The sequence below is a fragment of the Streptomyces africanus genome, assembly GCF_030816955.1.
Classification (GTDB): domain Bacteria; phylum Actinomycetota; class Actinomycetes; order Streptomycetales; family Streptomycetaceae; genus Streptomyces; species Streptomyces africanus.
Window position 1 is genome coordinate 1317629 of sequence record NZ_JAUSYP010000001.1, and the last position, 22816, is coordinate 1340444.

Below are 22816 nucleotides of genomic sequence, written 5' to 3' on the forward strand. Positions count from 1 at the left end.
GCGTGCCGGACAGGCCCCGTTGGGGACACTTGTCCGGCACGCACGCGTGCAGCCCGTTTACCGGCCGGCGCTGTCCACGACCGCCGACCACTCGTCCAGCAGGGCCTGCGCGGAGGCATCGTCCGGCCCCTCGGCCCACAGGTGGGTGACGGCCTCGGCCGGGTCGGGCAGCACCATCACCCAACGACCGTCCGTCTCCACCACTCGCACGCCGTCCGTGGTGTCCACGAACCGGTCTCCGGCCGCCTCGACGACCCGCCGCATCACCAGCCCCTTGACGGCCCACGGAGTCGCCAGGTCGCGCTTCAGGACGTGCGCCCGCGGGATCCTCGCGTCGATCTGGCTGAGCGTGAGCTGCGTCCGCGCCACGAGCCCGATGAGCCGTACGAAGGCCGCGGTGGCGTCGTACACGCTGCTGAACTCGGGGACGATGAACCCGCCCTTGCCGTCGCCGCCGAAGATCGTCCCTTCCTCACCGCCCACGCGCGTGAGGTCGTCGGGAGACGTGGTGGTCCACTCGACCTGGGTCCCGTGGTACGCCGCAACCTGCTCGGCGATCCTGGTCGTGGTCACCGGAAGCGCGACCCGTCCACTGCGCCGCTCGGCGGCAACGAGGTCCAGCATCACGAGCAGCGCACGGTCGTCCTCGATGATGCGCCCCTTCTCGTCGACGAGCGACAGTCGCTCACCGACGGGATCGAACCGCACCCCGAACGCGGCCCCCGAGGACGCCACGATCTCCCCGAGACGCACCATCCCCGACCGCCGCATGTCGGCCGTCTCCGTCGGCCTGGACTCGTCGAGACCGGGATTGATCGTCAGCGAGTCGACACCGAGCTTCCCCAGCAGACTCGGCAGGACGAGTCCCGCACTGCCGTTGGACGCGTCCACGACCACCTTCAGACCCGAGTCCGCGATCCCGGTGGTGTCGACGTTCCGCAGCAGCGACCCGGTGTACGAGTCGAAGACACTCGCCGGGAAGTACAGGTCACCGATCTCCCCGGGGAACGCACGCCGGTACTCCTGCCGCGCGAACACCCGGTCCAGCTTCCGCTGGCTGCCCTGCGACAGGTCGGCGCCCTGCCCGTCGAAGAACATGATGTCGACGGAATCCTGCACCCCGGGCGTCGTACGGATCATGATCCCGCCCGCACTGCCGCGCGCCGTCTGCTGACGGGCCACGGGCAGCGGCACGTTCTCCAGGTCCCGCACGTCGATGGCGCTGGCCTGCAGCGCGGAGATCACCGCTCGCTTCAGCGCGCGGGCACCACGCGAGTGATCGCGGGCCGTGGTGACGGTCGAGCCCTTTTTCAGGGTGGTCGCATAGGCACCGGCAAGCCGTACCGCCAGCTCCGGCGTGATCTCCACATTCAGGATTCCGGACACACCCCGGGCGCCGAAGAGGTGCGCCTGTCCCCTTGATTCCCAGATGACGGAGGTGTTGACGAAGGCGCCGGCTTCGATGGTCTTGAACGGATAGACCCGCACATTGCCCTGAACGATCGATTCTTCACCGATCAGGCACTCATCACCGATGACCGCGCCGTCCTCGATCCGCGCCGCGCGCATGATGTCGGTGTTCTTTCCGACCACGCAACCCCGCAGATTGCTGTGGGGCCCCACGTAGACGTTGTCGTGAACGACGGCCTTGTGCAGAAAAGCACCGCTCTTGACGACCACGTTGGAGCCCACGACGGTGTGCTCACGGATTTCGGCGCCGGCTTCGACCTTGGCGTAGTCACCGATGTACAGCGGCCCTCGGAGCACGGCGTCGGGATGGACCTCGGCTCCTTCGGCGACCCACACCCCGGCGGAGATCTCGAACCCGTCGATGTCGACGTCGACCTTGCCCTCCAGGACGTCGGCCTGGGCCTTCACGTAGCTCTCGTGCGTGCCGACGTCCTCCCAGTAGCCCTCGGCGATGTAGCCGTAGATGGGCTTGCCTTCCTTCATCAACTGCGGGAAGACATCGCCGGACCAGTCGACGGGCACATCGGGCTCGACGTAGTCGAAGACCTCGGGCTCCATCACGTAGATGCCGGTGTTCACGGTGTCGGAGAAGACCTGGCCCCAGGTGGGCTTCTCGAGGAAGCGTTCCACCTTGCCTTCCTCGTCGACGATGGTGATACCGAATTCCAGCGGATTGGGCACACGCGTCAGACAGACCGTGACCAGTGCACCCTTCTCCTTGTGGAAATTGATGAGCTCGGTGAGATCGAAATCCGTCAGCGCATCGCCCGAGATGACCAGGAAGGCATCGTCCTTCAACGCCTCTTCGGCGTTCTTGACGCTTCCGGCGGTACCGAGTGGCTTCTCCTCATTGGCATAGGTGAGCTCCATACCGAGCTCTTCGCCGTCACCGAAGTAGTTCTTGACGAGCGAGGCCAGGAACTGGACAGTTACGACTGTTTCGTTGAGCCCATGCCTTTTGAGCAGCCGCAGCACATGCTCCATGATCGGGCGGTTGGCCACGGGCAGGAGCGGCTTGGGCATGCTCGAGGTCATGGGGCGAAGGCGCGTGCCCTCGCCTCCGGCCATCACGACGGCCTTCATGTCGGAAGCGTCCTCCTCAAAGAGACGACGGTCTAGCCGACTTCCCCCGCGAGGATTGTCCCGCACTTTTCCACCACGGGCCATCGCACCGCTTCTGTGGGAGCAATCCGCGAGTTCAATCGGGCATGGCGTCCGCACGGACCAGGCGGCGGACTTGTACTACGTAGAGGACTCCTGCCCACCAGTACAGCGTTGTACCCCATCCGGCGAACGCCCATCCGAAAATAGCAGCCAGTGACGAGATCCAACCACTTCCGTCACTGAGCAGGAGCAGCGGGAAGGCATACATCAAGTTGAAGGTGGCGGCCTTCCCCAGGAAGTTCACCTGGGGCGGCGGGTAGCCGTGCCAGCGGAGGATGCCCACCATCACCAGCAGAACCAGCTCTCGCGCCAGAAGTACAGCGGTCAACCAGAGGGGCAGAATCTCGCGCCAGGTGAGGCCGACCAAAGTGGAAAGAATGTAGAGCCGGTCGGCCGCGGGGTCGAGGAGCCGGCCGAGGCTGCTGATCTGGTTCCAGCGCCGCGCGAGCTTGCCGTCGAGGTAGTCACTGATGCCGCTGAGAGCCAGTACCAGAAGTGCCCAGCCGTCACTCTTGGGCCCACCGAACTCAGGACGCAGAATCAACCACAGGAAGAGGGGCACGCCGACGAGGCGCGCCATGCTGAGGATGTTCGGGATGGTGAGCACACGGTCCGTCTGGACGCGAGTCTCCTGAACCTCCACCCGGGGGCCTCCTGTGGGAAACGTGCCAACGATGCCCCCTGACCTTACCTCAACGCAAAAAAGCTCTGGCTCTCGGGCTGAGTGCCCAAGAGCCAGAGCTCTAAAAGGAGTTCGGCGGCGTCCTACTCTCCCACAGGGTCCCCCCTGCAGTACCATCGGCGCTGTAAGGCTTAGCTTCCGGGTTCGGAATGTAACCGGGCGTTTCCCCTACGCTATAACCACCGAAACACTATGAAACTGTCGAACTATGCCGCACCACGCCGTGACCATGGCATGGGGCTGTTCGTGGTTTCAGAACCAACACAGTGGACGCGAGCAACTGAGGACAAGCCCTCGGCCTATTAGTACCGGTCAACTCCACACGTTACCGTGCTTCCATATCCGGCCTATCAACCCAGTCGTCTACTGGGAGCCTTACCCTCTCTAGGAGGTGGGAGTCCTCATCTCGAAGCAGGCTTCCCGCTTAGATGCTTTCAGCGGTTATCCCTCCCGAACGTAGCCAACCAGCCATGCCCTTGGCAGAACAACTGGCACACCAGAGGTTCGTCCGTCCCGGTCCTCTCGTACTAGGGACAGCCCTTCTCAAGACTCCTACGCGCACAGCGGATAGGGACCGAACTGTCTCACGACGTTCTAAACCCAGCTCGCGTACCGCTTTAATGGGCGAACAGCCCAACCCTTGGGACCGACTCCAGCCCCAGGATGCGACGAGCCGACATCGAGGTGCCAAACCATCCCGTCGATATGGACTCTTGGGGAAGATCAGCCTGTTATCCCCGGGGTACCTTTTATCCGTTGAGCGACGGCGCTTCCACAAGCCACCGCCGGATCACTAGTCCCGACTTTCGTCCCTGCTCGACCCGTCGGTCTCACAGTCAAGCTCCCTTGTGCACTTACACTCAACACCTGATTGCCAACCAGGCTGAGGGAACCTTTGGGCGCCTCCGTTACTCTTTAGGAGGCAACCGCCCCAGTTAAACTACCCATCAGACACTGTCCCTGATCCGGATCACGGACCCAGGTTAGACATCCAGCACGACCAGACTGGTATTTCAACGACGACTCCACACTAACTGGCGTTAGCGCTTCACAGTCTCCCAGCTATCCTACACAAGCCGAACCGAACACCAATATCAAACTGTAGTAAAGGTCCCGGGGTCTTTCCGTCCTGCTGCGCGAAACGAGCATCTTTACTCGTAGTGCAATTTCACCGGGCCTATGGTTGAGACAGTCGAGAAGTCGTTACGCCATTCGTGCAGGTCGGAACTTACCCGACAAGGAATTTCGCTACCTTAGGATGGTTATAGTTACCACCGCCGTTTACTGGCGCTTAAGTTCTCAGCTTCGCCACCCCGAAGAGTGACTAACCGGTCCCCTTAACGTTCCAGCACCGGGCAGGCGTCAGTCCGTATACATCGCCTTACGGCTTCGCACGGACCTGTGTTTTTAGTAAACAGTCGCTTCTCGCTGGTCTCTGCGGCCACCCCCAGCTCAGAGCGCAAAGCTCATCACCGGATGTGGCCCCCCTTCTCCCGAAGTTACGGGGGCATTTTGCCGAGTTCCTTAACCATAGTTCACCCGAACGCCTCGGTATTCTCTACCTGACCACCTGAGTCGGTTTAGGGTACGGGCCGCCATGAAACTCGCTAGAGGCTTTTCTCGACAGCATAGGATCATCCACTTCACCACAATCGGCTCGGCATCAGGTCTCACCCTCATGTCACCCGGATTTACCTAGATGACGGGCTACACCCTTACCCCGGGACAACCACCGCCCGGGCTGGACTACCTTCCTGCGTCACCCCATCACTCACCTACTACCAGATTGGGTCACCGGCTCCACCACTTTCCTTTCCCCGAAGGGTCCGGAACGGCTTCACGGGCTTAGCATCACTGGATTCGATGTTTGACGCTTCACAGCGGGTACCGGAATATCAACCGGTTATCCATCGACTACGCCTGTCGGCCTCGCCTTAGGTCCCGACTTACCCTGGGCAGATCAGCTTGACCCAGGAACCCTTAGTCAATCGGCGCACACGTTTCTCACGTGTGAATCGCTACTCATGCCTGCATTCTCACTCGTCAACCGTCCACAACTACCTTCCGGTGCTGCTTCACCCGGCAGACGACGCTCCCCTACCCATCACAGCCGGCGTTGGCCGTATATGCTGCAATGACACGACTTCGGCGGTACGCTTGAGCCCCGCTACATTGTCGGCGCGGAATCACTAGACCAGTGAGCTATTACGCACTCTTTCAAGGGTGGCTGCTTCTAAGCCAACCTCCTGGTTGTCTGTGCGACTCCACATCCTTTCCCACTTAGCGTACGCTTAGGGGCCTTAGTCGATGCTCTGGGCTGTTTCCCTCTCGACCATGGAGCTTATCCCCCACAGTCTCACTGCCGCGCTCTCACTTACCGGCATTCGGAGTTTGGCTAAGGTCAGTAACCCGGTAGGGCCCATCGCCTATCCAGTGCTCTACCTCCGGCAAGAAACACACGACGCTGCACCTAAATGCATTTCGGGGAGAACCAGCTATCACGGAGTTTGATTGGCCTTTCACCCCTAACCACAGGTCATCCCCCAGGTTTTCAACCCTGGTGGGTTCGGTCCTCCACGAAGTCTTACCTCCGCTTCAACCTGCCCATGGCTAGATCACTCCGCTTCGGGTCTTGAGCGTGCTACTAAAATCGCCCTATTCGGACTCGCTTTCGCTACGGCTTCCCCACCCGGGTTAACCTCGCAACACACCGCAAACTCGCAGGCTCATTCTTCAAAAGGCACGCAGTCACGAGGCAAGCACAAGTGCTTGCCCGACGCTCCCACGGCTTGTAGGCACACGGTTTCAGGTACTATTTCACTCCGCTCCCGCGGTACTTTTCACCATTCCCTCACGGTACTATCCGCTATCGGTCACCAGGGAATATTTAGGCTTAGCGGGTGGTCCCGCCAGATTCACACGGGATTTCTCGGGCCCCGTGCTACTTGGGTGTCTCTCAAACGAGCCGCTGACGTTTCGACTACGGGGGTCTTACCCTCTACGCCGGACCTTTCGCATGTCCTTCGCCTACATCAACGGTTTCTGACTCGTCTCATGGCCGGCAGACCATGAAAGAGAGATCCCACAACCCCGTATACGCAACCCCTGCCGGGTCTCACACGCATACGGTTTGGCCTCATCCGGTTTCGCTCGCCACTACTCCCGGAATCACGGTTGTTTTCTCTTCCTGCGGGTACTGAGATGTTTCACTTCCCCGCGTTCCCTCCACACTGCCTATGTGTTCAGCAGCGGGTGACAGCCCATGACGACTGCCGGGTTTCCCCATTCGGAAACCCCCGGATCAAAGCCTGGTTGACGACTCCCCGGGGACTATCGTGGCCTCCCACGTCCTTCATCGGTTCCTGGTGCCAAGGCATCCACCGTGCGCCCTTAAAAACTTGGCCACAGATGCTCGCGTCCACTGTGCAGTTCTCAAACAACGACCAGCCACCCGTCACAGCCCGCTTACGCGAACCTTTACCGGGGCCGGCACTGAGGAAAGTTCATTCCCTCAGACACCCAACAGCGTGCCCGACCAGCTCCCGCCCGAAGATCATGCGTTCCACGCCCTTGCGAGCAGTACTAGCAGCCTCCGACCCAGAATCCGGCCGAGTAGTCAACGTTCCACCCATGAGCAACCAGCATCAGACATTCGCTGATGTACTGGCCTCTGACCTCACCCCGAAGGGATCGGTGAGAAGTGCTCCTTAGAAAGGAGGTGATCCAGCCGCACCTTCCGGTACGGCTACCTTGTTACGACTTCGTCCCAATCGCCAGTCCCACCTTCGACAGCTCCCTCCCCACAAGGGGGTTGGGCCACCGGCTTCGGGTGTTACCGACTTTCGTGACGTGACGGGCGGTGTGTACAAGGCCCGGGAACGTATTCACCGCAGCAATGCTGATCTGCGATTACTAGCGACTCCGACTTCATGGGGTCGAGTTGCAGACCCCAATCCGAACTGAGACCGGCTTTTTGAGATTCGCTCCACCTCGCGGTATCGCAGCTCATTGTACCGGCCATTGTAGCACGTGTGCAGCCCAAGACATAAGGGGCATGATGACTTGACGTCGTCCCCACCTTCCTCCGAGTTGACCCCGGCGGTCTCCCGTGAGTCCCCAGCACCACAAGGGCCTGCTGGCAACACGGGACAAGGGTTGCGCTCGTTGCGGGACTTAACCCAACATCTCACGACACGAGCTGACGACAGCCATGCACCACCTGTACACCGACCACAAGGGGGACCCTGTCTCCAGGGTTTTCCGGTGTATGTCAAGCCTTGGTAAGGTTCTTCGCGTTGCGTCGAATTAAGCCACATGCTCCGCCGCTTGTGCGGGCCCCCGTCAATTCCTTTGAGTTTTAGCCTTGCGGCCGTACTCCCCAGGCGGGGCACTTAATGCGTTAGCTGCGGCACGGACAACGTGGAATGTTGCCCACACCTAGTGCCCACCGTTTACGGCGTGGACTACCAGGGTATCTAATCCTGTTCGCTCCCCACGCTTTCGCTCCTCAGCGTCAGTATCGGCCCAGAGATCCGCCTTCGCCACCGGTGTTCCTCCTGATATCTGCGCATTTCACCGCTACACCAGGAATTCCGATCTCCCCTACCGAACTCTAGCCTGCCCGTATCGACTGCAGACCCGGGGTTAAGCCCCGGGCTTTCACAACCGACGTGACAAGCCGCCTACGAGCTCTTTACGCCCAATAATTCCGGACAACGCTCGCGCCCTACGTATTACCGCGGCTGCTGGCACGTAGTTAGCCGGCGCTTCTTCTGCAGGTACCGTCACTTTCGCTTCTTCCCTGCTGAAAGAGGTTTACAACCCGAAGGCCGTCATCCCTCACGCGGCGTCGCTGCATCAGGCTTTCGCCCATTGTGCAATATTCCCCACTGCTGCCTCCCGTAGGAGTCTGGGCCGTGTCTCAGTCCCAGTGTGGCCGGTCGCCCTCTCAGGCCGGCTACCCGTCGTCGCCTTGGTGAGCCATTACCTCACCAACTAGCTGATAGGCCGCGGGCTCATCCTGCACCGCCGGAGCTTTCCACCACCAAGAGATGCCCCTAGTGGTTGTATCCGGTATTAGACCCCGTTTCCAGGGCTTGTCCCAGAGTGCAGGGCAGATTGCCCACGTGTTACTCACCCGTTCGCCACTAATCCCCACCGAAGTGGTTCATCGTTCGACTTGCATGTGTTAAGCACGCCGCCAGCGTTCGTCCTGAGCCAGGATCAAACTCTCCGTGAATGTTTTCCCGTAATCGGGATGAACACCACGAGAGCGGAACAGCCAGGCGGAATAAGCCCGGCCGTTCACAGCGTCCTCGCTGTGTTTTTTCAAAGGAACCTCGCCCCAGCAGATGCTGGAGACGGGGTATCAACATATCTGGCGTTGACTTTTGGCACGCTGTTGAGTTCTCAAGGAACGGTCGCTTCCTTTGTACTCACCCTCTCGGGCTTTCCTCCGGGCGCTTCCCTTCGACGTTTCCAACTCTACCAGTGTTTTTCCGGCCCTCTGACCACCGTCCTGCAGGCATGCAGAAAGTGACCCCGAGATAGGATCTGGCAAGTTGGGTGCTGCCAGGCCGGGCCGCGAGAGTGCGTCGCTCAGCCCCAGGCAGGAGTACGACTGTACACGCGGCCACGGAGCGGGTGCAAATCGATGTGCGGTATGGTCTAGACCACTCTGAAGCGCTCATGCGGAACCGGCACTTCAGGTGACATACCCTGCTGAACAGTGTGCCGCCCGGTACCGACAGGGACGGCCCATATCGATCTCCACCCCTGGGAGGCTTCCCATGACCACCGTGACGTCCCCACTCGCAGGACGCGCCATCGGACTGGCAGCCGTGCCGGATCCGGTCTTCTCCGGGGCCATGGTCGGCCCGGGCACAGCGATCGACCCCGTACGTGAGCCTTCCGAGGCCGTCTCGCCGGTGGACGGCGTCATCGTCTCCCTGCACCCGCACGCGTTCGTCGTCGTCGACGAGAACGGTCACGGTGTTCTCACCCACCTCGGTATCGACACCGTGCAGCTCAACGGCGAGGGTTTTGAGCTGCTCGTGAACAAGGGTGACACCGTCAGGCGCGGTCAGGGCATCGTGCGCTGGAACCCGGCTGCCGTCGAGGCCGCCGGTAAGTCCGCGGTCTGCCCGATCGTGGCGCTGGAGGCCACGGCCGAAGCACTCTCCGATCTGCGTGACGACGGCGATGTGAAGGCCGGCGACAGCCTCTTCCTCTGGAAGTGACGTCAGTGCCGTCGGAGGGCGGCCAGCAGGAGAACCAACGCGGCGGTTGGATCCGCCGCACTATCGGAGACGGGTGAGATGGACACAACGCTGCGAGGCGTCGGCGTAAGCCACGGTGTGGCTATCGGCGAGGTTCGGCACATGGGTACGGCGGTGCTGGAGCCGCCCGCGAAGCAGATCCCCGCGGAGGAGGCGGAGCGTGAACAGGGGCGCGCCCGCAAGGCCGTGGAGGCTGTGGCGGCCGACCTGATGGCACGGGGCAACCTGGCGGGGGGTGAGGCCCAGGCGGTGCTCGAGGCGCAGGCCATGATGGCCCAGGACCCCGAGCTGATAGCAGACGTGGAGCGACGGATCGCCGTCGGCAGCACGGCCGAGCGCGGGGTGTACGACGCGTTCGCCGCGTACCGCGAGCTGCTGGCGGGCGCCGGTGAGTACCTCGCCGGTCGCGTGGCCGACCTCGACGACGTGCGGAATCGTATCGTCGCCCGTCTGCTGGGGGTGCCGATGCCGGGTGTCCCCGACAGCGACGAGCCCTATGTCCTGGTCGCCCGTGACCTCGCGCCCGCCGACACCGCACTGCTGGACCCGACTCTGGTGCTCGGCTTCGTCACCGAGGAGGGCGGTCCGACCAGCCACAGCGCGATTCTGGCGCGGGCGCTCGGGGTGCCGGCCGTGGTCGCGCTGCCGGGTGCGGGTGAGCTCGCCGAAGGCACGATGATCGCCGTCGACGGCAGCACCGGCGAGATCTTCGTCGACCCGAGTGATGAGAAGAAGGCTCAACTCGAGGCCGCGGCCGCCGAGCGCAAGGCGGCGCTGGCGGCCTCCACCGGTCCCGGTGCCACCGCGGACGGTCACAAGGTGCCGCTGCTTGCGAACATCGGTGGCCCCGCGGATACAGCGGCAGCGGTCGAGGCCGGGGCGGAGGGGGTCGGTCTCTTCCGTACCGAGTTCCTCTTCCTGGACGACAGCAAGCAGGCGCCGTCCGAGGAGAAGCAGGTTGCCGCGTACCGACAGGTGCTGGAGGCGTTCCCCGAGGGGCGTGTCGTGGTGCGGGTGCTGGACGCGGGCGCGGACAAGCCGCTCGACTTCCTGACGCCGGCCGACGAGCCTAACCCGGCGCTCGGCGTGCGGGGTCTGCGGACGCTGCTGGATCACCCGGAGGTCCTGCGTACCCAGCTGACGGCGCTCGCCAAGGCCGCGGAGGGGCTGCCGGTCTACCTCGAGGTCATGGCCCCGATGGTCGCGGACCGCACTGATGCCCGAGCCTTCGCGGACGCGTGCCGAGAGGCCGGGCTGCGTGCGAAGTTCGGCGCCATGGTCGAGATCCCGTCGGCCGCGCTGCGGGCACGCTCGATCCTCCAGGAGGTCGAGTTCCTGTCGCTGGGGACGAACGACCTGGCGCAGTACACCTTCGCCGCCGACCGTCAGGTGGGTGCGGTCTCCCGTCTCCAGGATCCCTGGCAGCCGGCGCTGCTCGACCTGGTGGCGCTGTCCGCCGAGGCGGCGAAGGCCGAGGGCAAGAGCTGCGGCGTGTGTGGTGAGGCCGCGTCCGACCCGCTGCTCGCGTGCGTGCTGGCTGGTCTGGGCGTCACCTCTCTTTCGATGGGCGCGGCGTCGATTCCCTATGTCCGGGCCACGCTGGCGAAGTACACCCTGGCGCAGTGTGAGCGGGCCGCTGCGGCGGCGCGGGCCTCGGACAGCGCCGAGGACGCGCGCAGCGCGGCGCAGGCCGTGTTGTCGGGCGAGTGAGCCGGGCCATGTCCGGCTGATGATTGCCCGAGCGGGGCGCTCCACTGCGGTGGGGCGCCCCGCCCGCTTTTCAGTGGTTGTGTCCCTGTGCGGGTTGCACTTCTCCCAGGTCGGGCGGTTCGCAGTAGTCGACGTTGGATTCAGGGGAGATCAGGTCACCGGATTCGACGTCGGTGCAGTAGGCGTCGAAGACCTCTCCCGCGGTGAGGGGTTCGAGTCCGTATGCGCGCAGGCGCCAGCCGTAGACGCGGTCGGGGTCGCCTGGGGCGCTGGCACGGATGACGAGTCCTCCGGGGCTTTCGGTGGCCAGGCCGAGGGCCAGGACCGTGGTGAACTCGAGGGCTTCGGTCTCGTCCAGTTTCACGGCGCCGCCGGTGTCGGCGACGTGGAGGGCGGCGACGAGGGTTTCGGGCGGTCCGGTGACGCTGCATACGAGGTGGCGGTTGCCGGGTGGGGCCGTGTCGAGGATGCGGACGAGGAGGTCGGAGGCCCGGGCGAAGGCGGCGCGTCCGAGGTCCTCGCCGCAGGAGGTGCAGGCGCCCAGGCGAGCGAGGAGTGTGGTCGCGTACTCCCAGGTGGCCTGGCGCACGGCCTCGTCGACGAGGGCCGGGAGGAGGTCGGACAGAGGCTGGCCCTCGTAGGGAAGGGTCGGGCCTGTGACCGCGAGTCGTGCCGTGAAGCGTGTGCGGCTCGACGGGTGGTCGGGATCAAGGCCCTTTTGCGTGCAGAACTCGGCGTACTCCTCGGGGTCGAAGAGGGCCACCGTGGTGTGACTGCCTTCCAGGGCTCGTGCCCTGAGGAGGCCTTCCACATGCTTGAGGTAGGCGGCGTGGTCATGGAAGGTGAAGCTGCGGTAGCGCCGCATGACCCGGAAGTCGTGCTCGTCGGTGAGCAGGCCGATGGTGCCGGCGATTTCGCGGCGCAGTACACGTCGCATGGTCCGGCTGTCGGTGTGCGTCATTGTTCCCCCTGTGCACGGTCGATCAATGCTCACTCACAGTAATCGGAGGCACTGACAACGGGGGTGGGCAAGGTGAACACCCATCCGAGCGAGGGTGAAAACAGCAGGTCAGCGACCTTACAGGGGGCACGATTGCGTCGGCAGCCATGGTTACGACGAGTGGTCTCAGGGTGATGCCGGTCAGGCGCGTTTGCGGGCCAGGTCCTCGTAGAAGCTCAGCAGGTCGAGGTTGTCGATGGAGCCCGGGTTGACCGCCTTGTCCAGCGGGGTGCCCTGGAGGAGGCGTTTGACCGGGACCTCGATGCGCTTGCCGGTCAGGGTGTGGGGGACGCCGGGGACTTCGATGATCTCGTCGGGGACGTGGCGCGGTGACAGTTGTTCCCGGATGGTCTGCTTGATGCGGTTCAGCAGGGCCTCGTCGAGGACGGCTCCGGGGGCCAAGTGCACGAAGAGGGGCATCCAGTAGCCGCCGTCGGGCTGTTCGATGCCGATGACCAGGGATTCCCTGATCTCGGGAAGGCGCTCCACGGCCTCGTAGATGTCGGCGGATCCCATGCGTACGCCCTGGCGGTTGAGCGTGGAGTCGGAGCGGCCGTGGATGACGACGGATCCGCGGGAGGTGACGGTGATCCAGTCGCCGTGCCGCCAGACGCCGGGGTACGTGTCGAAGTAGCTGTCGTGGTAGCGGCTGCCGTCGGGGTCGTTCCAGAAGTGGATGGGCATCGACGGCATGGGGTTGGTGACCACGAGTTCGCCGACCTCGTCGACCAGGGGGGTGCCGCTCGGGTCCCAGGACTGGAGGTCGGTGCCGAGGCAGGGGGCCTGGAGCTCGCCGACGTGGACCGGGAGGGTCGGTACGGCTCCGGCGAAGCAGGAGCACACGTCTGTGCCGCCGCTGACGGAAGCGATCCACAGGTCGTCGCGGACCTCGTCGTGGAGCCAGCGGAAGCCGTCGGGCGGCAAGGGGGAACCGGTGGTGGCGACGCACTGGACAGTGGAGAGGTCGAAGTCGCGCGACGGGTGGACGCCCGCCTTGCGGCAGGCCATGACGTAGGCGGCCGAGGTGCCGTAGAGGGTGGCCTTGGTGCGTTCGGCGATGCGCCACTGGGCGCCGGTGTCCGGGTAGCCGGGGCTGCCGTCGTAGAGGACGATCGTGGTGCCGGTGAGCAGGCCGGAGACGAGGAAGTTCCACATCATCCAGCCGGTCGACGTGTACCAGAAGAAGCGGTCCTCGGGGCCCAGGTCGCAGTGCAGGCCGAGTTGCTTGAGGTGCTCGACCAGGATGCCGCCCTGGGACTGGACGATGGCCTTGGGCAGGCCGGTGGTGCCGGAGGAGTAGAGCACCCACAGGGGGTGGTCGAAGGGCACCTGCTCGTAGACGGGGGTCGTGTCGGCGGAGGTGAGGGCCGACCAGTCCAGGGCGCCCTCGGGTGCCTCGGTGCCGAGGAGGGGGATGTAGACGACGGCGCGCAGGGTGGGCAGTTCGCGGCGCAGTTCGGCGACGATCTCGCGGCGGTCGTGCTCCTTGCCGCCGTAGCGGTAGCCGTCGACCGTGAACAGCACGACGGGTTCGACCTGCTGGAAGCGGTCGAGGACGCTGCGGGCGCCGAAGTCGGGCGCGCAGGACGTCCAGACGGCGCCGACGGCGGCTGTGGCGAGGAGGGCGATCACGGCCTGCGGGACGTTGGGGAGATAGCCGCTGACGCGGTCTCCGGGGCGTACGCCGAGGGCGCGCAGTTCGGCGGCCAGGGAGCCGACCTGGCGGCGCAGCTCGGCCCAGGTGACGGCGCTTGGTTCGTGTGTCTCGTCGACGTACAGGAGGGCCGGTTCGTCAGCGCGGGTGTCGGTCGCGCGCAGGGCGTGTTCGGCGTAGTTGAGGGTCGCGCCGGGGAACCACTGGGCGCCGGGCATCGAACGGTCGCCGAGCACGCGCGCGTAGGGCGTCGAGAAACGGACGTCGAACCACTCCGTGAGGGCTTTCCAGAAGGTGTCCAGCTCGTCGACGGACCAGCGCTGGAGGGCCGCGTAGCCGCCCTCGGCGGGGGCGCCGTGGTACTCGGCTGCCCAGGCGTGGAACCTCGTGATCCGTGCCCGGGCGATGCGGTCGGGGTCTGGCTGCCACAGCGGCTGAGGACTATCGGTCGACATGGTCGGCTCCCGGACTGTACGCGTCGTGTGCGTCCTCCGCGCACGGGCTGGGGTGTGCGCGTGACGCGGCTGGCACGGACAATGCCATGTGATCGACTTCGACACCAGGGTGCGCCCCACATAGTCCGTGTCGTGAAGATGTGGTCCCGGCACGGATGAACGGCAGTTGAACGACACGCGCGCGTGGGGCGGTCAGTGGCAGGGTGAGCAGCATGAACGGTCGTGACCTGGTGCGTTCGGTGAAAGCGGTGGGTTCGGTGGGCGCGGCACAGGGTGTGCGTACCGTACGAGCAGCGTGGCGCAGGCGGCGGGCCGACGCCACCGGGCTGCCGTCGCGCGGGGCGGAGCGTGCGCGGGTGCCCGGGGCCGTGCAGGAGGTGGAGCCGGGGCCGGGGGGCGGTGTCGTCCGGTTCAGCCGGTCGGAGCTGCGGATTCTCGTCGCCGTGAACGGAGCCGTCTTCTGGGGCTGGGACGGGGCGGAGCCCGAGCCGTCGTACGCGCTGGCCGGCCGGTGTCCGGAGGCGGATCCCCGGGCAGCGCTGGAGCCGGACAAAGACGGCGGCTGGCGGGTGGTGGCCGAGCGGGTGACGGTCGTCGTGACGCGGCATGGCGCGGTGGAGGTGCGCACCCCCGGTGGCGTGACGCTGCGCCGTGATCTGCCGCCGCGGTGGTGGGAGCCGGTCGGGGGCGGCCCGGCGCGGTGGATGCAGCGGTCGGAGGTGGCTGCCGACGCGCGGTTCTTCGGGCTCGGTGGTCGTGCCTCGGGTCCTCGGCTGCCGGACGGGACGTACCGGCTGTGGAACACCGACCCCGGTCACGCCTTCGCGCCCGGTGACGACCCGCTGTACATCACGATGCCGGTGCAGATGGTGGTGTCCGACGGCGGTACGCATCTCGTGTTCCACGACAGTTCGTGGGACGGCACGGTGACGCTGCGGGAGGGCGAGGAGGGCGCTGGTTCCGGGCATGACCGGGTGGGGACGAGCGAGCTGCGGATGGAGGGCGGTCCCCTGCGCTGCTGGGTGATGGCGGGCACCCCCGCGCGCGTGCTGCTCGCCTGGGCCTCGTTGACCGGCGCGCCCGCGCTGCCGCCCGCGTGGGCCCTCGGGCACCACCACGCGCGGTGGGGGTTCGGCAGTGAGCAGGAGGTGCGGCGGATCGTCGCGGGTTACCTGGAGCACGGTCTGCCGCTCGACGCCGTGCACCTGGACATCGATCATTTCGACGCGCATCAGGTGTTCACCGTCGACCAGGACCGCTTCCCGAAGCTGCCCGTTCTGGCCGAGGAACTCCGACGGGACGGCATCCGGCTGGTGTCCATCGTCGACCCGGCCGTGAAGGCCCTGCCGGGCAATGCCGTGTACGACGGCGGGACGGCCGAGGACGTGTTCGTGCGGGATGCCTCGGGGCGGCTCGTGCGCGGTGTCGTGTGGCCCGGGGAGGCGGTGTTTCCCGATTTCACGCACGCGCGTGTGCGTGAGTGGTGGGGCGGTCTCTACGAGGAGCGGCTCGCGCAGGGCTTCTCGGGTTTCTGGCACGACATGAACGAGCCCACGTCCTTCGCCGCCTTCGGGGAGGCGACGCTGCCGCGTTCGGCGCGGCACTCCTTGGAGGGGCGGGGCGGTGACCATCGTGAGGCGCACAACGTGTACGCCTTGTGCATGGCCAGGGCGGGCTTCGAAGGGCTGCGGAAGCTCGATCCCAAGGAGCGGCCGTTCCTGTTCTCCCGCTCCGGGTGGGCCGGACTGCAGCGCTACGGCGGGACATGGTCGGGTGACGTGGCCACCGACTGGCCGGGACTGCGGGCGTCCGTGGCGCTGGTGATGGGGCTCGGTCTGTGCGGTGTGCCGTACTCGGGGCCGGACATCGGGGGCTTCGACGGGGATCCCTCGCCCGAACTGTTCCTGCGGTGGTTCCAGCTGGGCGCGTATCTGCCGCTGTTCCGTACGCACGCGAGTATGCGGGCGGGGCGCAGGGAGCCGTGGGAGTTCGGTGCCGAGGTGCTGGAGCACGCGCGCGTGGCACTCATCGAACGCCGGCGGCTGCTGCCGTACTTCATGACGCTGGCGCATCTGGCGCGGCGTACGGGAGCGCCCTACGTGCGGCCTCTGTGGTGGGCCGCGCCGGAGGAGCGGGCGCTGCGTGACTGCGGGGACGCCTTCTTGCTGGGCGACAGCCTGCTGGTGGCGCCGGTGCTGGACCCGGGCGCGGACCGGCGTGCCGTGCAGCTGCCGCGGGGACGCTGGTACGACACGGTGACGGAGCAGGCGTACGAGGGGCCGGCGCAGGTGCTCGTCGACGCACCTCTGTCGCGGATCCCGGTGTTCGCACGCGCGGGTGCGGTGCTTCCCGTACGCGGGGAGGACGGCGGGCTGGAATTGGAAGTGTGGGCGCCCGCCCCGGGACGGACCGGGGGCGGGCTGGTCGTGCCGGACGGCGGCGACGGGTGGGACGAGCCGGATATCGAGCGCTACACCGCTCGGTGGGTGGGCTCTCGGGTGGTCGTAGAGCTGGAGGGTGGGGCCGGCGGGGGCGAGCCGTCCCGCCCGGTGCGCGTCCGCGGTGCCGGGAAGCGCTGAGCTCAGATGTAGCGGCCTTCGAACCACGCCCGTACCGCCACGGTGTGCAGAGGGAAGGCGAGTTCCTCCGCCCTGCGCAGGAGGTGCCAGCCCTCCGTCTCGTCCGTGGCGGCGGAGGGCGGCAGGCCCTCGACAGGGCGTTCCGGGAGGAGGCCGAACAGCAGTAGGTGTCCGTCGGGCGAGCTCATCGCGTCGACGAGGCGTACGTCGCGGACGGCCGCGTCGATGCCGGTTTCCTCCTTGAGTTCGCGTACGACGGCCTGCCGCCAGTCCTCCCGGTCGTCGATGTAACCGCCGGGCAGGGCGATGCCCCCGCGCGCGGGAGTGACGGTTCGGGTGATGACGACCAGGGCGGTGCCCTTGGTGTCGTACACGGGCTGGAGGGCCACCGCGACCGGGAGTGGATTGCGGTAGGCCACGTTGCCGCACGCCGGGCAGGTGCGGGGCCAGCCGGAGACGCCCTCTCCGTAGGGCGCGCCACAGCTCGAACAGTGGGAGCCCGGCGCGGAGTTGGAACTGGAGTGCTGAGTTTCGGACACGCGGCGGACTGTAGCCGATCACGGAGAGGGCGTCTCGGGCGGGCGGCTCAGTGAGCGCTGGTCAGCGCCTTCCTGGACACGGGGAAGTCGAAGTAGGTGTCCGGGTAGGGCTCGGGCTTGTAGGTGTAGTGCCACCACTCCTCTGCCAGGTTCACGAAGCCGAGGCCCTCCAGGGTGCTCTTGAGCAACAGCCGGTTGGCGCGCTGTTCGCCCTGGACGCGGGGGTCGAGCGTGTGCGAGAGAGTGTCGAAGCAGTCGAAGCCGGTGCCCATGTCGACGGAGTTGTCGGGGAACCGCTCGTCCTTGGGGGCGAAGCACTGCACGAGGGGCTCTCCGGGGTGGTACGGCCGGGTCGGCTTCGCCGGCACTTTCACGAGCGTGACGTCGAGGGTCGATCCGCGGCTGTGGCCGGACTTCTCGGCGATGTAGCCATCGGCGAACAGACGGGTCTTGTCGACGTTCGGGTAGAACTCGCCCTTCATGGCCTGGTCGTCGAGGTCCTTGGCCCAGCGGACGAAGTGGTTCACCGCGCGCTGCGGCCGGTAGCAGTCGTACACCTTGAGTGTGTAGCCCTGGCGCAGCAGCTTCGTCTGGGCCCTGTGGAGGGCTTGGGCGGCGGGGCGGGTGAGGACGCAGATGGGCTGGGCGTAGCCGTCGATGCGCTCGCCGACGAAGTTGTGCGGGGTGAAGTAGCGCATCTCCTGGATGATCGTCGGGTCCACGCTTTTCAGGGCCACGAAGTCGTCGGGCGCATGGGGTCCGGGCCCGGTCTTGGCCTGGGAGGTGGCGGTGGGGGCGGTCGCTGCCAGCACGGCGGCGAGGGCTGTGATCAGGCCGCGTGCCACGGTGGTGAGTCGTGTCATGGCTCCTGCGTCTACCAGGAGACGGTCCCGCCGGGGAAGGGATGCCGAAATCCGGGAGGCCGTGGCAGAATTCTGACGTACCGTCAGATTCGGTCTGCGGGGAGGCCCTGTGTCGCGTGCACGAACGCCGGTGGTCGCCGGGTGGTTCGCCGGAGAGGGGAAGGATTTCCGGCTGCTCGGCACCCGTTGCGCAGCGTGCGCCTCGGTCTTCTTCCCCCGCGAGGACCACCACTGCCGCAACCCGGCCTGCGCCGGCGGAGAGTTGACGGAGGTCCCGCTGTCGCGGCATGGCCGCGTCTGGTCGTATACGGACAGCCGGTATCGGCCGCCGTCACCCTACGTGAGCGATCCGGAACTCTCGTGGGAGCCGTGTGCGTTGATCGCTGTGGAGCTGGAGGCCGAGCGGCTCGTGGTGCTGGGACAGGCGGCTCCCGGGGTCACCGTCGCGGATCTGACGGTGGGCATGGAGGTGGAGGTCGTGCCCGGCGTGCTCCACGAGGACGCGGAAACGACTTGGACGACGTGGCACTGGCGGCCGACGGGGGTGAAGGCGTGACGGGCGAGGTGGCGGTGCTGGGCGCGGGCATGCACCCGTGGGGCAAGTGGGGGCGCAACTTCGTCGAGTACGGCGTCACAGCGGCCCGCGCGGCGCTCACCGACGCCGGGCTGGACTGGCGGGACATCGGCTCGATCATCGGCGCGGACACCGTCCGTGGCGGCTATCCCGGCTATGTCGCCGGAGCGACGTTCGCGAAAGCACTGGGCTGGCAAGGCGCCCGGGTCACGAGCGCGTACGCCGCGTGCGCGTCCGGGGCGCAGGCCGTGGACGCGGCGCGGGCCCAGATCCTCTCCGGGCTCGCCGAGGTGGTGCTCGTGGTGGGAGCCGATGCCGCTCCCAAGGGATTCTTCCGCCCCGCGGGCGGGGATCGGCCCGACGATCCCGACTGGCTGCGGTTCCGGATCATCGGGGCGACCAACCCCGTGTACTTCGGGTTGTATGCCCGTAGGCGCATGGCCGTGCACGGCGATACGCCGGGCGACTTCGCACAGGTGAAGGTGAAGAACGCGGCGATGGGTGCGCTGAACCCCCATGCGCGCTACCGCCGGCGTGTCACCGCCGAGGAGGTGGCCGCCTCCGCCGTCGTCGCCGATCCGCTGCGGCTGCTCGACATCTGCGCGACCTCCGACGGCGGCGCGGCGGTGGTGCTCTCCAGCATGGAGTTCGCGCGGCGGCACGGCCATGCGGATCCGGTGCGGATCCGGGCGGTGGCCACGGTGACGCCGCGGTACCCGAACACCTTGCTGGACCTGCCGGACATCGCCACGGACTCCGCGGCGGCGGTCGATCCGCCCGCCGAGACGTTCCGGGTGTCCATCGCCCGGGCGGCCTACGAGGAAGCGGGGATCGGGCCGGAGGACCTGTCGCTGGCCGAGGTCTACGACCTGTCCACGGCGCTCGAGTTGCAGTGGTACGAAGACCTGGGGCTGTGCGGTGAGGGCGAGGGCGTAAAGCTGCTGCGCGACGGGGCGACGGCCCTGGGCGGGCGAATACCGGTGAACGCCAGCGGTGGACTGGCCTCCTTCGGCGAGGCGGTACCGGCACAGGCGATAGCCCAGGTGTGCGAGCTGGCCTGGCAGTTGCGGGGCGAGGCAGGGGACCGGCAGGTCGCGGGGGCGCGCGTGGGGATCAGCGCGAATCAGGGGTTGTTCGGGCATGGATCGGCGGTGATCGCGGTGCGGTGAGCGGCGGGGTCGGGACGAGGCTCGGTGCGGTGCCGGGCACGGCCTGCGGCGGCGCTGAGACGCGACGGTGCGGTGCCGGGCACGGCCTGCGGCGGCGCTGAGACGCGACGGTGCGGTGCCGGACTCGGTCTGAGGCGGCGCTGGGACGCGACGGGTGCGGTGCCGGGCACGGCCTGGGGGGCGTTGGGAACGACGGGTGCAGTGCGAGGGGGCGTGGATTGAGGCGGTGCCGGGACGGGGCCTGGGCGGTGACCGGCGTGGCGTCGGCGGGTGCCCGAACGCGGCGCGAGGAGGCGCCCGGACGCGGCGCGAGGGCAGGTCCCCGGAGGCGGCACGGACGCACACCGGGATCGTGCCGGGACGCCGCCGGAGCCGTGCCGCCGCGCGCGCTCGTTGTGCGGCCGCGACCGAGCCTTGCCATACGCTGCGTGACCGGTCCGGAATCCTGCGTGAACGTCTCATGAACTGCGCTCAGGTCTGCGCCGGTGGAGCCATCATGCTGCCGTGCACTCCTGGACGGACACTCTCCGCTTCGCCTTCCAACCGGTGGTCAATCTGACGACCGGCGCGGTCGCGGGACTGGAGATACTCGCTCGCCCGGAGACCGGCGACATCCTGGCCGAGGCCCGCCGGGATCCCGAGCTCGACAGCCGGCTGGCGGTGTCGGCGCTCCGCGCCGCGGTGGACAAAGAGACCCTGCTGCCGCTGTTCGTCAATGCCTTCGCCGGCACCCTCGCCGACCTCGGCGGGCTCCCTTCGCTCCACGACGCCGTGCGCGAGGCGGGGCGGCTTCCGTGGGAGGTGACGATCGACGTCTGTCCGCCGTACACGCACGTGCCGCAGGGGGCACTTCTGGAGGCGGTGTCCAGGCTGCGCGGGCACGGGTTCCGGATCTGCGCGGACGGTATCGGGGATGGCGACGTGCCCTTGCGGCTCCTCTCGGACATCACGCCCGACCTGGTGAAGCTGGACGCGTCGCTGCTGGCCCGGCCGGCGGTGGTGCGGTCGATGCGGACGCTGTGCGACGAGATGGGAGCTCTCCTGGCTGTCGAGGGCGTGGAGACCGAAGGGCAGTGCGCGACGGCGCTGGCGGCCGGGGCACAGCTCGCACAGGGCGAGCTGTTCGCCCCGCCGGCCCGGTTGCCCGCCGCCGACGTCTACGTCCCGCCCCGCTCCCCCGTCGATGTGGCCGTGCCACGGTCGGGACCGTCGGTGCGGGAGTTCGTGCGGCCCGCCGCACTGCTGCCCGCCACGGCGTCCGCGGGGCACGTGCGGGCGCTGCTGACGGGATCACCGGATGTGTCCGGGGTGCTGCTCGTGGACACCGCCGGAGTGCCGGTCCGGTCGGTGCACCGGTCCCGCTTCCTGTTGTCGATGTCGGGGCGCTACGGGCACGCCCTCTACGCCGACCGGCCCGCGGCCAAGCTCGGTGATCCACCGCGGACGGTGGGCATCGACGCCACCGCCTGGGAGGTACTGGACGTCGTGGCGGTCGGCGAGCGGGATCGCACGTCGGACGATGTCGCCGTCGTGGACCAGTACGGGCGGTGTGTGGGCGTCGTACGGCTCGCGGACCTCGTGCGCGCACTGGCCGAGACCCGAGTGGAGGAGGCGGCGGCGCTCAATCCGCTGACGCGTCTGCCCGGCTCGGACGCGATCACCGGTGAGGTGGACCGGCGGATCGCGTCCGGGCGGGCGTTCGCGCTGAGCTGGCTGGACGTCGACCACTTCAAGCAGGTCAACGACGGAGCCGGGTTCGCGGCGGGCGACGAGCTGATCCGGGCGGTGGGGCGTGCGCTGCAACAGGCCGCGACGGACAGCACACGCGTGGGACACATCGGCGGCGACGATTTCCTGGTGCTCGCCGAACCGGAGGGCCTCGATCCGCTGGCCGCCTCCGTACTGGACGCCCCCTGGTCGGCGGGCGGTCGGCCGGTCACGCTGTCGCTCGCCACGGTGCTGTGCGCGCCGGGCAGTGTGACCGACCACCGACAGGCGGCGGCATGCCTGGCACCCCTGAAGAAGGCGGCGAAGGCGTTGCACGGGCCGAGTTGGGTGCTGGGCCGCGCGGGCACGCCCGGACATGAGACCCGCCGCGGCGCTGAGACGACGCCGGCAGCGGCGCGGTGCGGGGGCCCCTTAGGGGCGTCCGGTGGCACGACTCAGTCCGTACGCGGGATTGTGGCGCCGTGAGGGGCGGGCGCCTTGGCACGGCAGTGGCCCGCCCGCCCAGGCCCGCCAGGGCACCGGTAGGGCGCCAGGGGCGGGGCGCTGCTCGTCCGGTTGAGAGACCGCCTGGTCAGGTGGATGCTGGTGGCTAGCAAGCGAGGAGTCAGGTGCGGCTGGGCGATCGCCTACGGCGGAGCCCAGCGTAGGCCGGACGACACCACCAGCAAGGCCTCGCGCGGCTCAGCGAAGCGCGCGCAGGCCCCGACCAGATCTGAACAGCGACCCGACCGGGCGCCGCCAGGGCCGTGCAGCCGGCCACCCGGCCCGGCAGGCCCGGCCGCCGCCACAAGGCCGTCAACCGTTGCGGTCGGCGACCTTGACGCCCCCTGGGCGCCGGTGAACACTTCCGGTGTCAGTCGACCTCGCCGTACATACCCGGCGTATCCGGCATGCGGCGCGCGGGCGCGCCGACCACCAAGGCCCTTTGTTCCACGGGCGGTTCGGCTGCGA

At 67.2% G+C, this 22816-nt stretch carries 12 protein-coding genes and 3 rRNA genes; 6 read left to right on the plus strand and 9 right to left on the minus strand.

The features are described from left to right. Positions 1-57: 57 nt before the first annotated feature. From QF034_RS06265 to QF034_RS06285, 5 genes are all read right to left on the minus strand, one after another. Complete coding sequence (locus QF034_RS06265; protein WP_307173997.1) at positions 58-2553, minus strand: mannose-1-phosphate guanyltransferase; 2496 nt, start codon at positions 2551-2553, stop codon at positions 58-60. Positions 2554-2668: 115 nt separating this feature from the next. Next, a complete protein-coding gene (clsA, locus tag QF034_RS06270; protein WP_307173998.1) occupies positions 2669-3277 on the minus strand; it encodes a cardiolipin synthase ClsA in 609 nt (202 codons plus the stop codon). 109 nt (positions 3278-3386) lie between these two features. Further along, positions 3387-3503, minus strand: a 5S ribosomal RNA gene (gene rrf / locus QF034_RS06275). A 95-nt stretch (positions 3504-3598) separates the two neighbouring features. Further along, positions 3599-6720: ribosomal RNA gene (locus QF034_RS06280) — 23S ribosomal RNA — on the minus strand. Positions 6721-7027: 307 nt separating this feature from the next. Further along, positions 7028-8555 (minus strand): 16S ribosomal RNA (locus QF034_RS06285). The 16S, 23S and 5S rRNA genes sit together here, the layout of an rRNA operon. Positions 8556-9105: 550 nt before the next feature. Here QF034_RS06285 and QF034_RS06290 point away from each other — a divergent pair. Together QF034_RS06290 and ptsP are read left to right on the plus strand one after the other, a co-directional pair. Continuing rightward, positions 9106-9555 (plus strand): PTS sugar transporter subunit IIA, encoded by a 450-nt coding sequence (locus tag QF034_RS06290; protein ID WP_059416024.1) that lies wholly within the window; start codon positions 9106-9108, stop codon positions 9553-9555. A gap of 78 nt (positions 9556-9633) precedes the next feature. Further along, positions 9634-11304 carry a phosphoenolpyruvate--protein phosphotransferase gene (gene ptsP, locus QF034_RS06295; protein WP_307173999.1) on the plus strand — a complete coding sequence of 557 codons (1671 nt, stop codon included), beginning with the start codon at positions 9634-9636 and terminating at the stop codon, positions 11302-11304. Between the two features lie 70 nt (positions 11305-11374). Here the strand turns inward: ptsP and QF034_RS06300 are convergent, their stop codons facing one another. Together QF034_RS06300 and QF034_RS06305 are read right to left on the minus strand one after the other, a co-directional pair. Further along, positions 11375-12265, minus strand: a complete 891-nt coding sequence (locus tag QF034_RS06300; RefSeq protein ID WP_307174000.1) for a DUF8829 domain-containing protein — start codon at positions 12263-12265, stop codon at positions 11375-11377. Between the two features lie 180 nt (positions 12266-12445). Then, a complete protein-coding gene (locus QF034_RS06305) occupies positions 12446-14413 on the minus strand; it encodes an acetoacetate--CoA ligase (RefSeq protein ID WP_307174001.1) in 1968 nt (655 codons plus the stop codon). 212 nt (positions 14414-14625) lie between these two features. On the opposite strand from QF034_RS06305, the gene QF034_RS06310 reads away from it, so the two are divergent. Beyond that, complete coding sequence (locus QF034_RS06310) at positions 14626-16992, plus strand: glycoside hydrolase family 31 protein (protein ID WP_307174002.1); 2367 nt, start codon at positions 14626-14628, stop codon at positions 16990-16992. A gap of 2 nt (positions 16993-16994) precedes the next feature. Here the strand turns inward: QF034_RS06310 and QF034_RS06315 are convergent, their stop codons facing one another. Both QF034_RS06315 and QF034_RS06320 read right to left on the minus strand, forming a co-directional pair. Further along, positions 16995-17531 carry an NUDIX domain-containing protein gene (locus QF034_RS06315; protein WP_307174003.1) on the minus strand — a complete coding sequence of 179 codons (537 nt, stop codon included), beginning with the start codon at positions 17529-17531 and terminating at the stop codon, positions 16995-16997. Positions 17532-17578: 47 nt separating this feature from the next. Then, positions 17579-18394: a M15 family metallopeptidase gene (locus QF034_RS06320; protein WP_307174004.1), complete on the minus strand. Its 816-nt coding sequence runs from the start codon at positions 18392-18394 to the stop codon at positions 17579-17581. A 130-nt stretch (positions 18395-18524) separates the two neighbouring features. On the opposite strand from QF034_RS06320, the gene QF034_RS06325 reads away from it, so the two are divergent. The 3 genes from QF034_RS06325 (at position 18525) to QF034_RS06335 (ending at position 22330) form a co-directional block, all read left to right on the plus strand. Continuing rightward, the gene (locus QF034_RS06325; protein WP_307179814.1) at positions 18525-18950 is read left to right on the plus strand and encodes a Zn-ribbon domain-containing OB-fold protein; all 426 of its coding nucleotides are present in this window, start codon (positions 18525-18527) and stop codon (positions 18948-18950) included. Next, positions 18947-20137 (plus strand): lipid-transfer protein, encoded by a 1191-nt coding sequence (locus QF034_RS06330; protein ID WP_307179815.1) that lies wholly within the window; start codon positions 18947-18949, stop codon positions 20135-20137. Before QF034_RS06325 ends, QF034_RS06330 begins: the two co-directional genes overlap by 4 nt. Before the next feature lie 504 nt (positions 20138-20641). After that, complete coding sequence (locus QF034_RS06335; protein WP_307174005.1) at positions 20642-22330, plus strand: GGDEF domain-containing protein; 1689 nt, start codon at positions 20642-20644, stop codon at positions 22328-22330. The last annotated feature ends 486 nt before the right edge of the window (positions 22331-22816 follow it).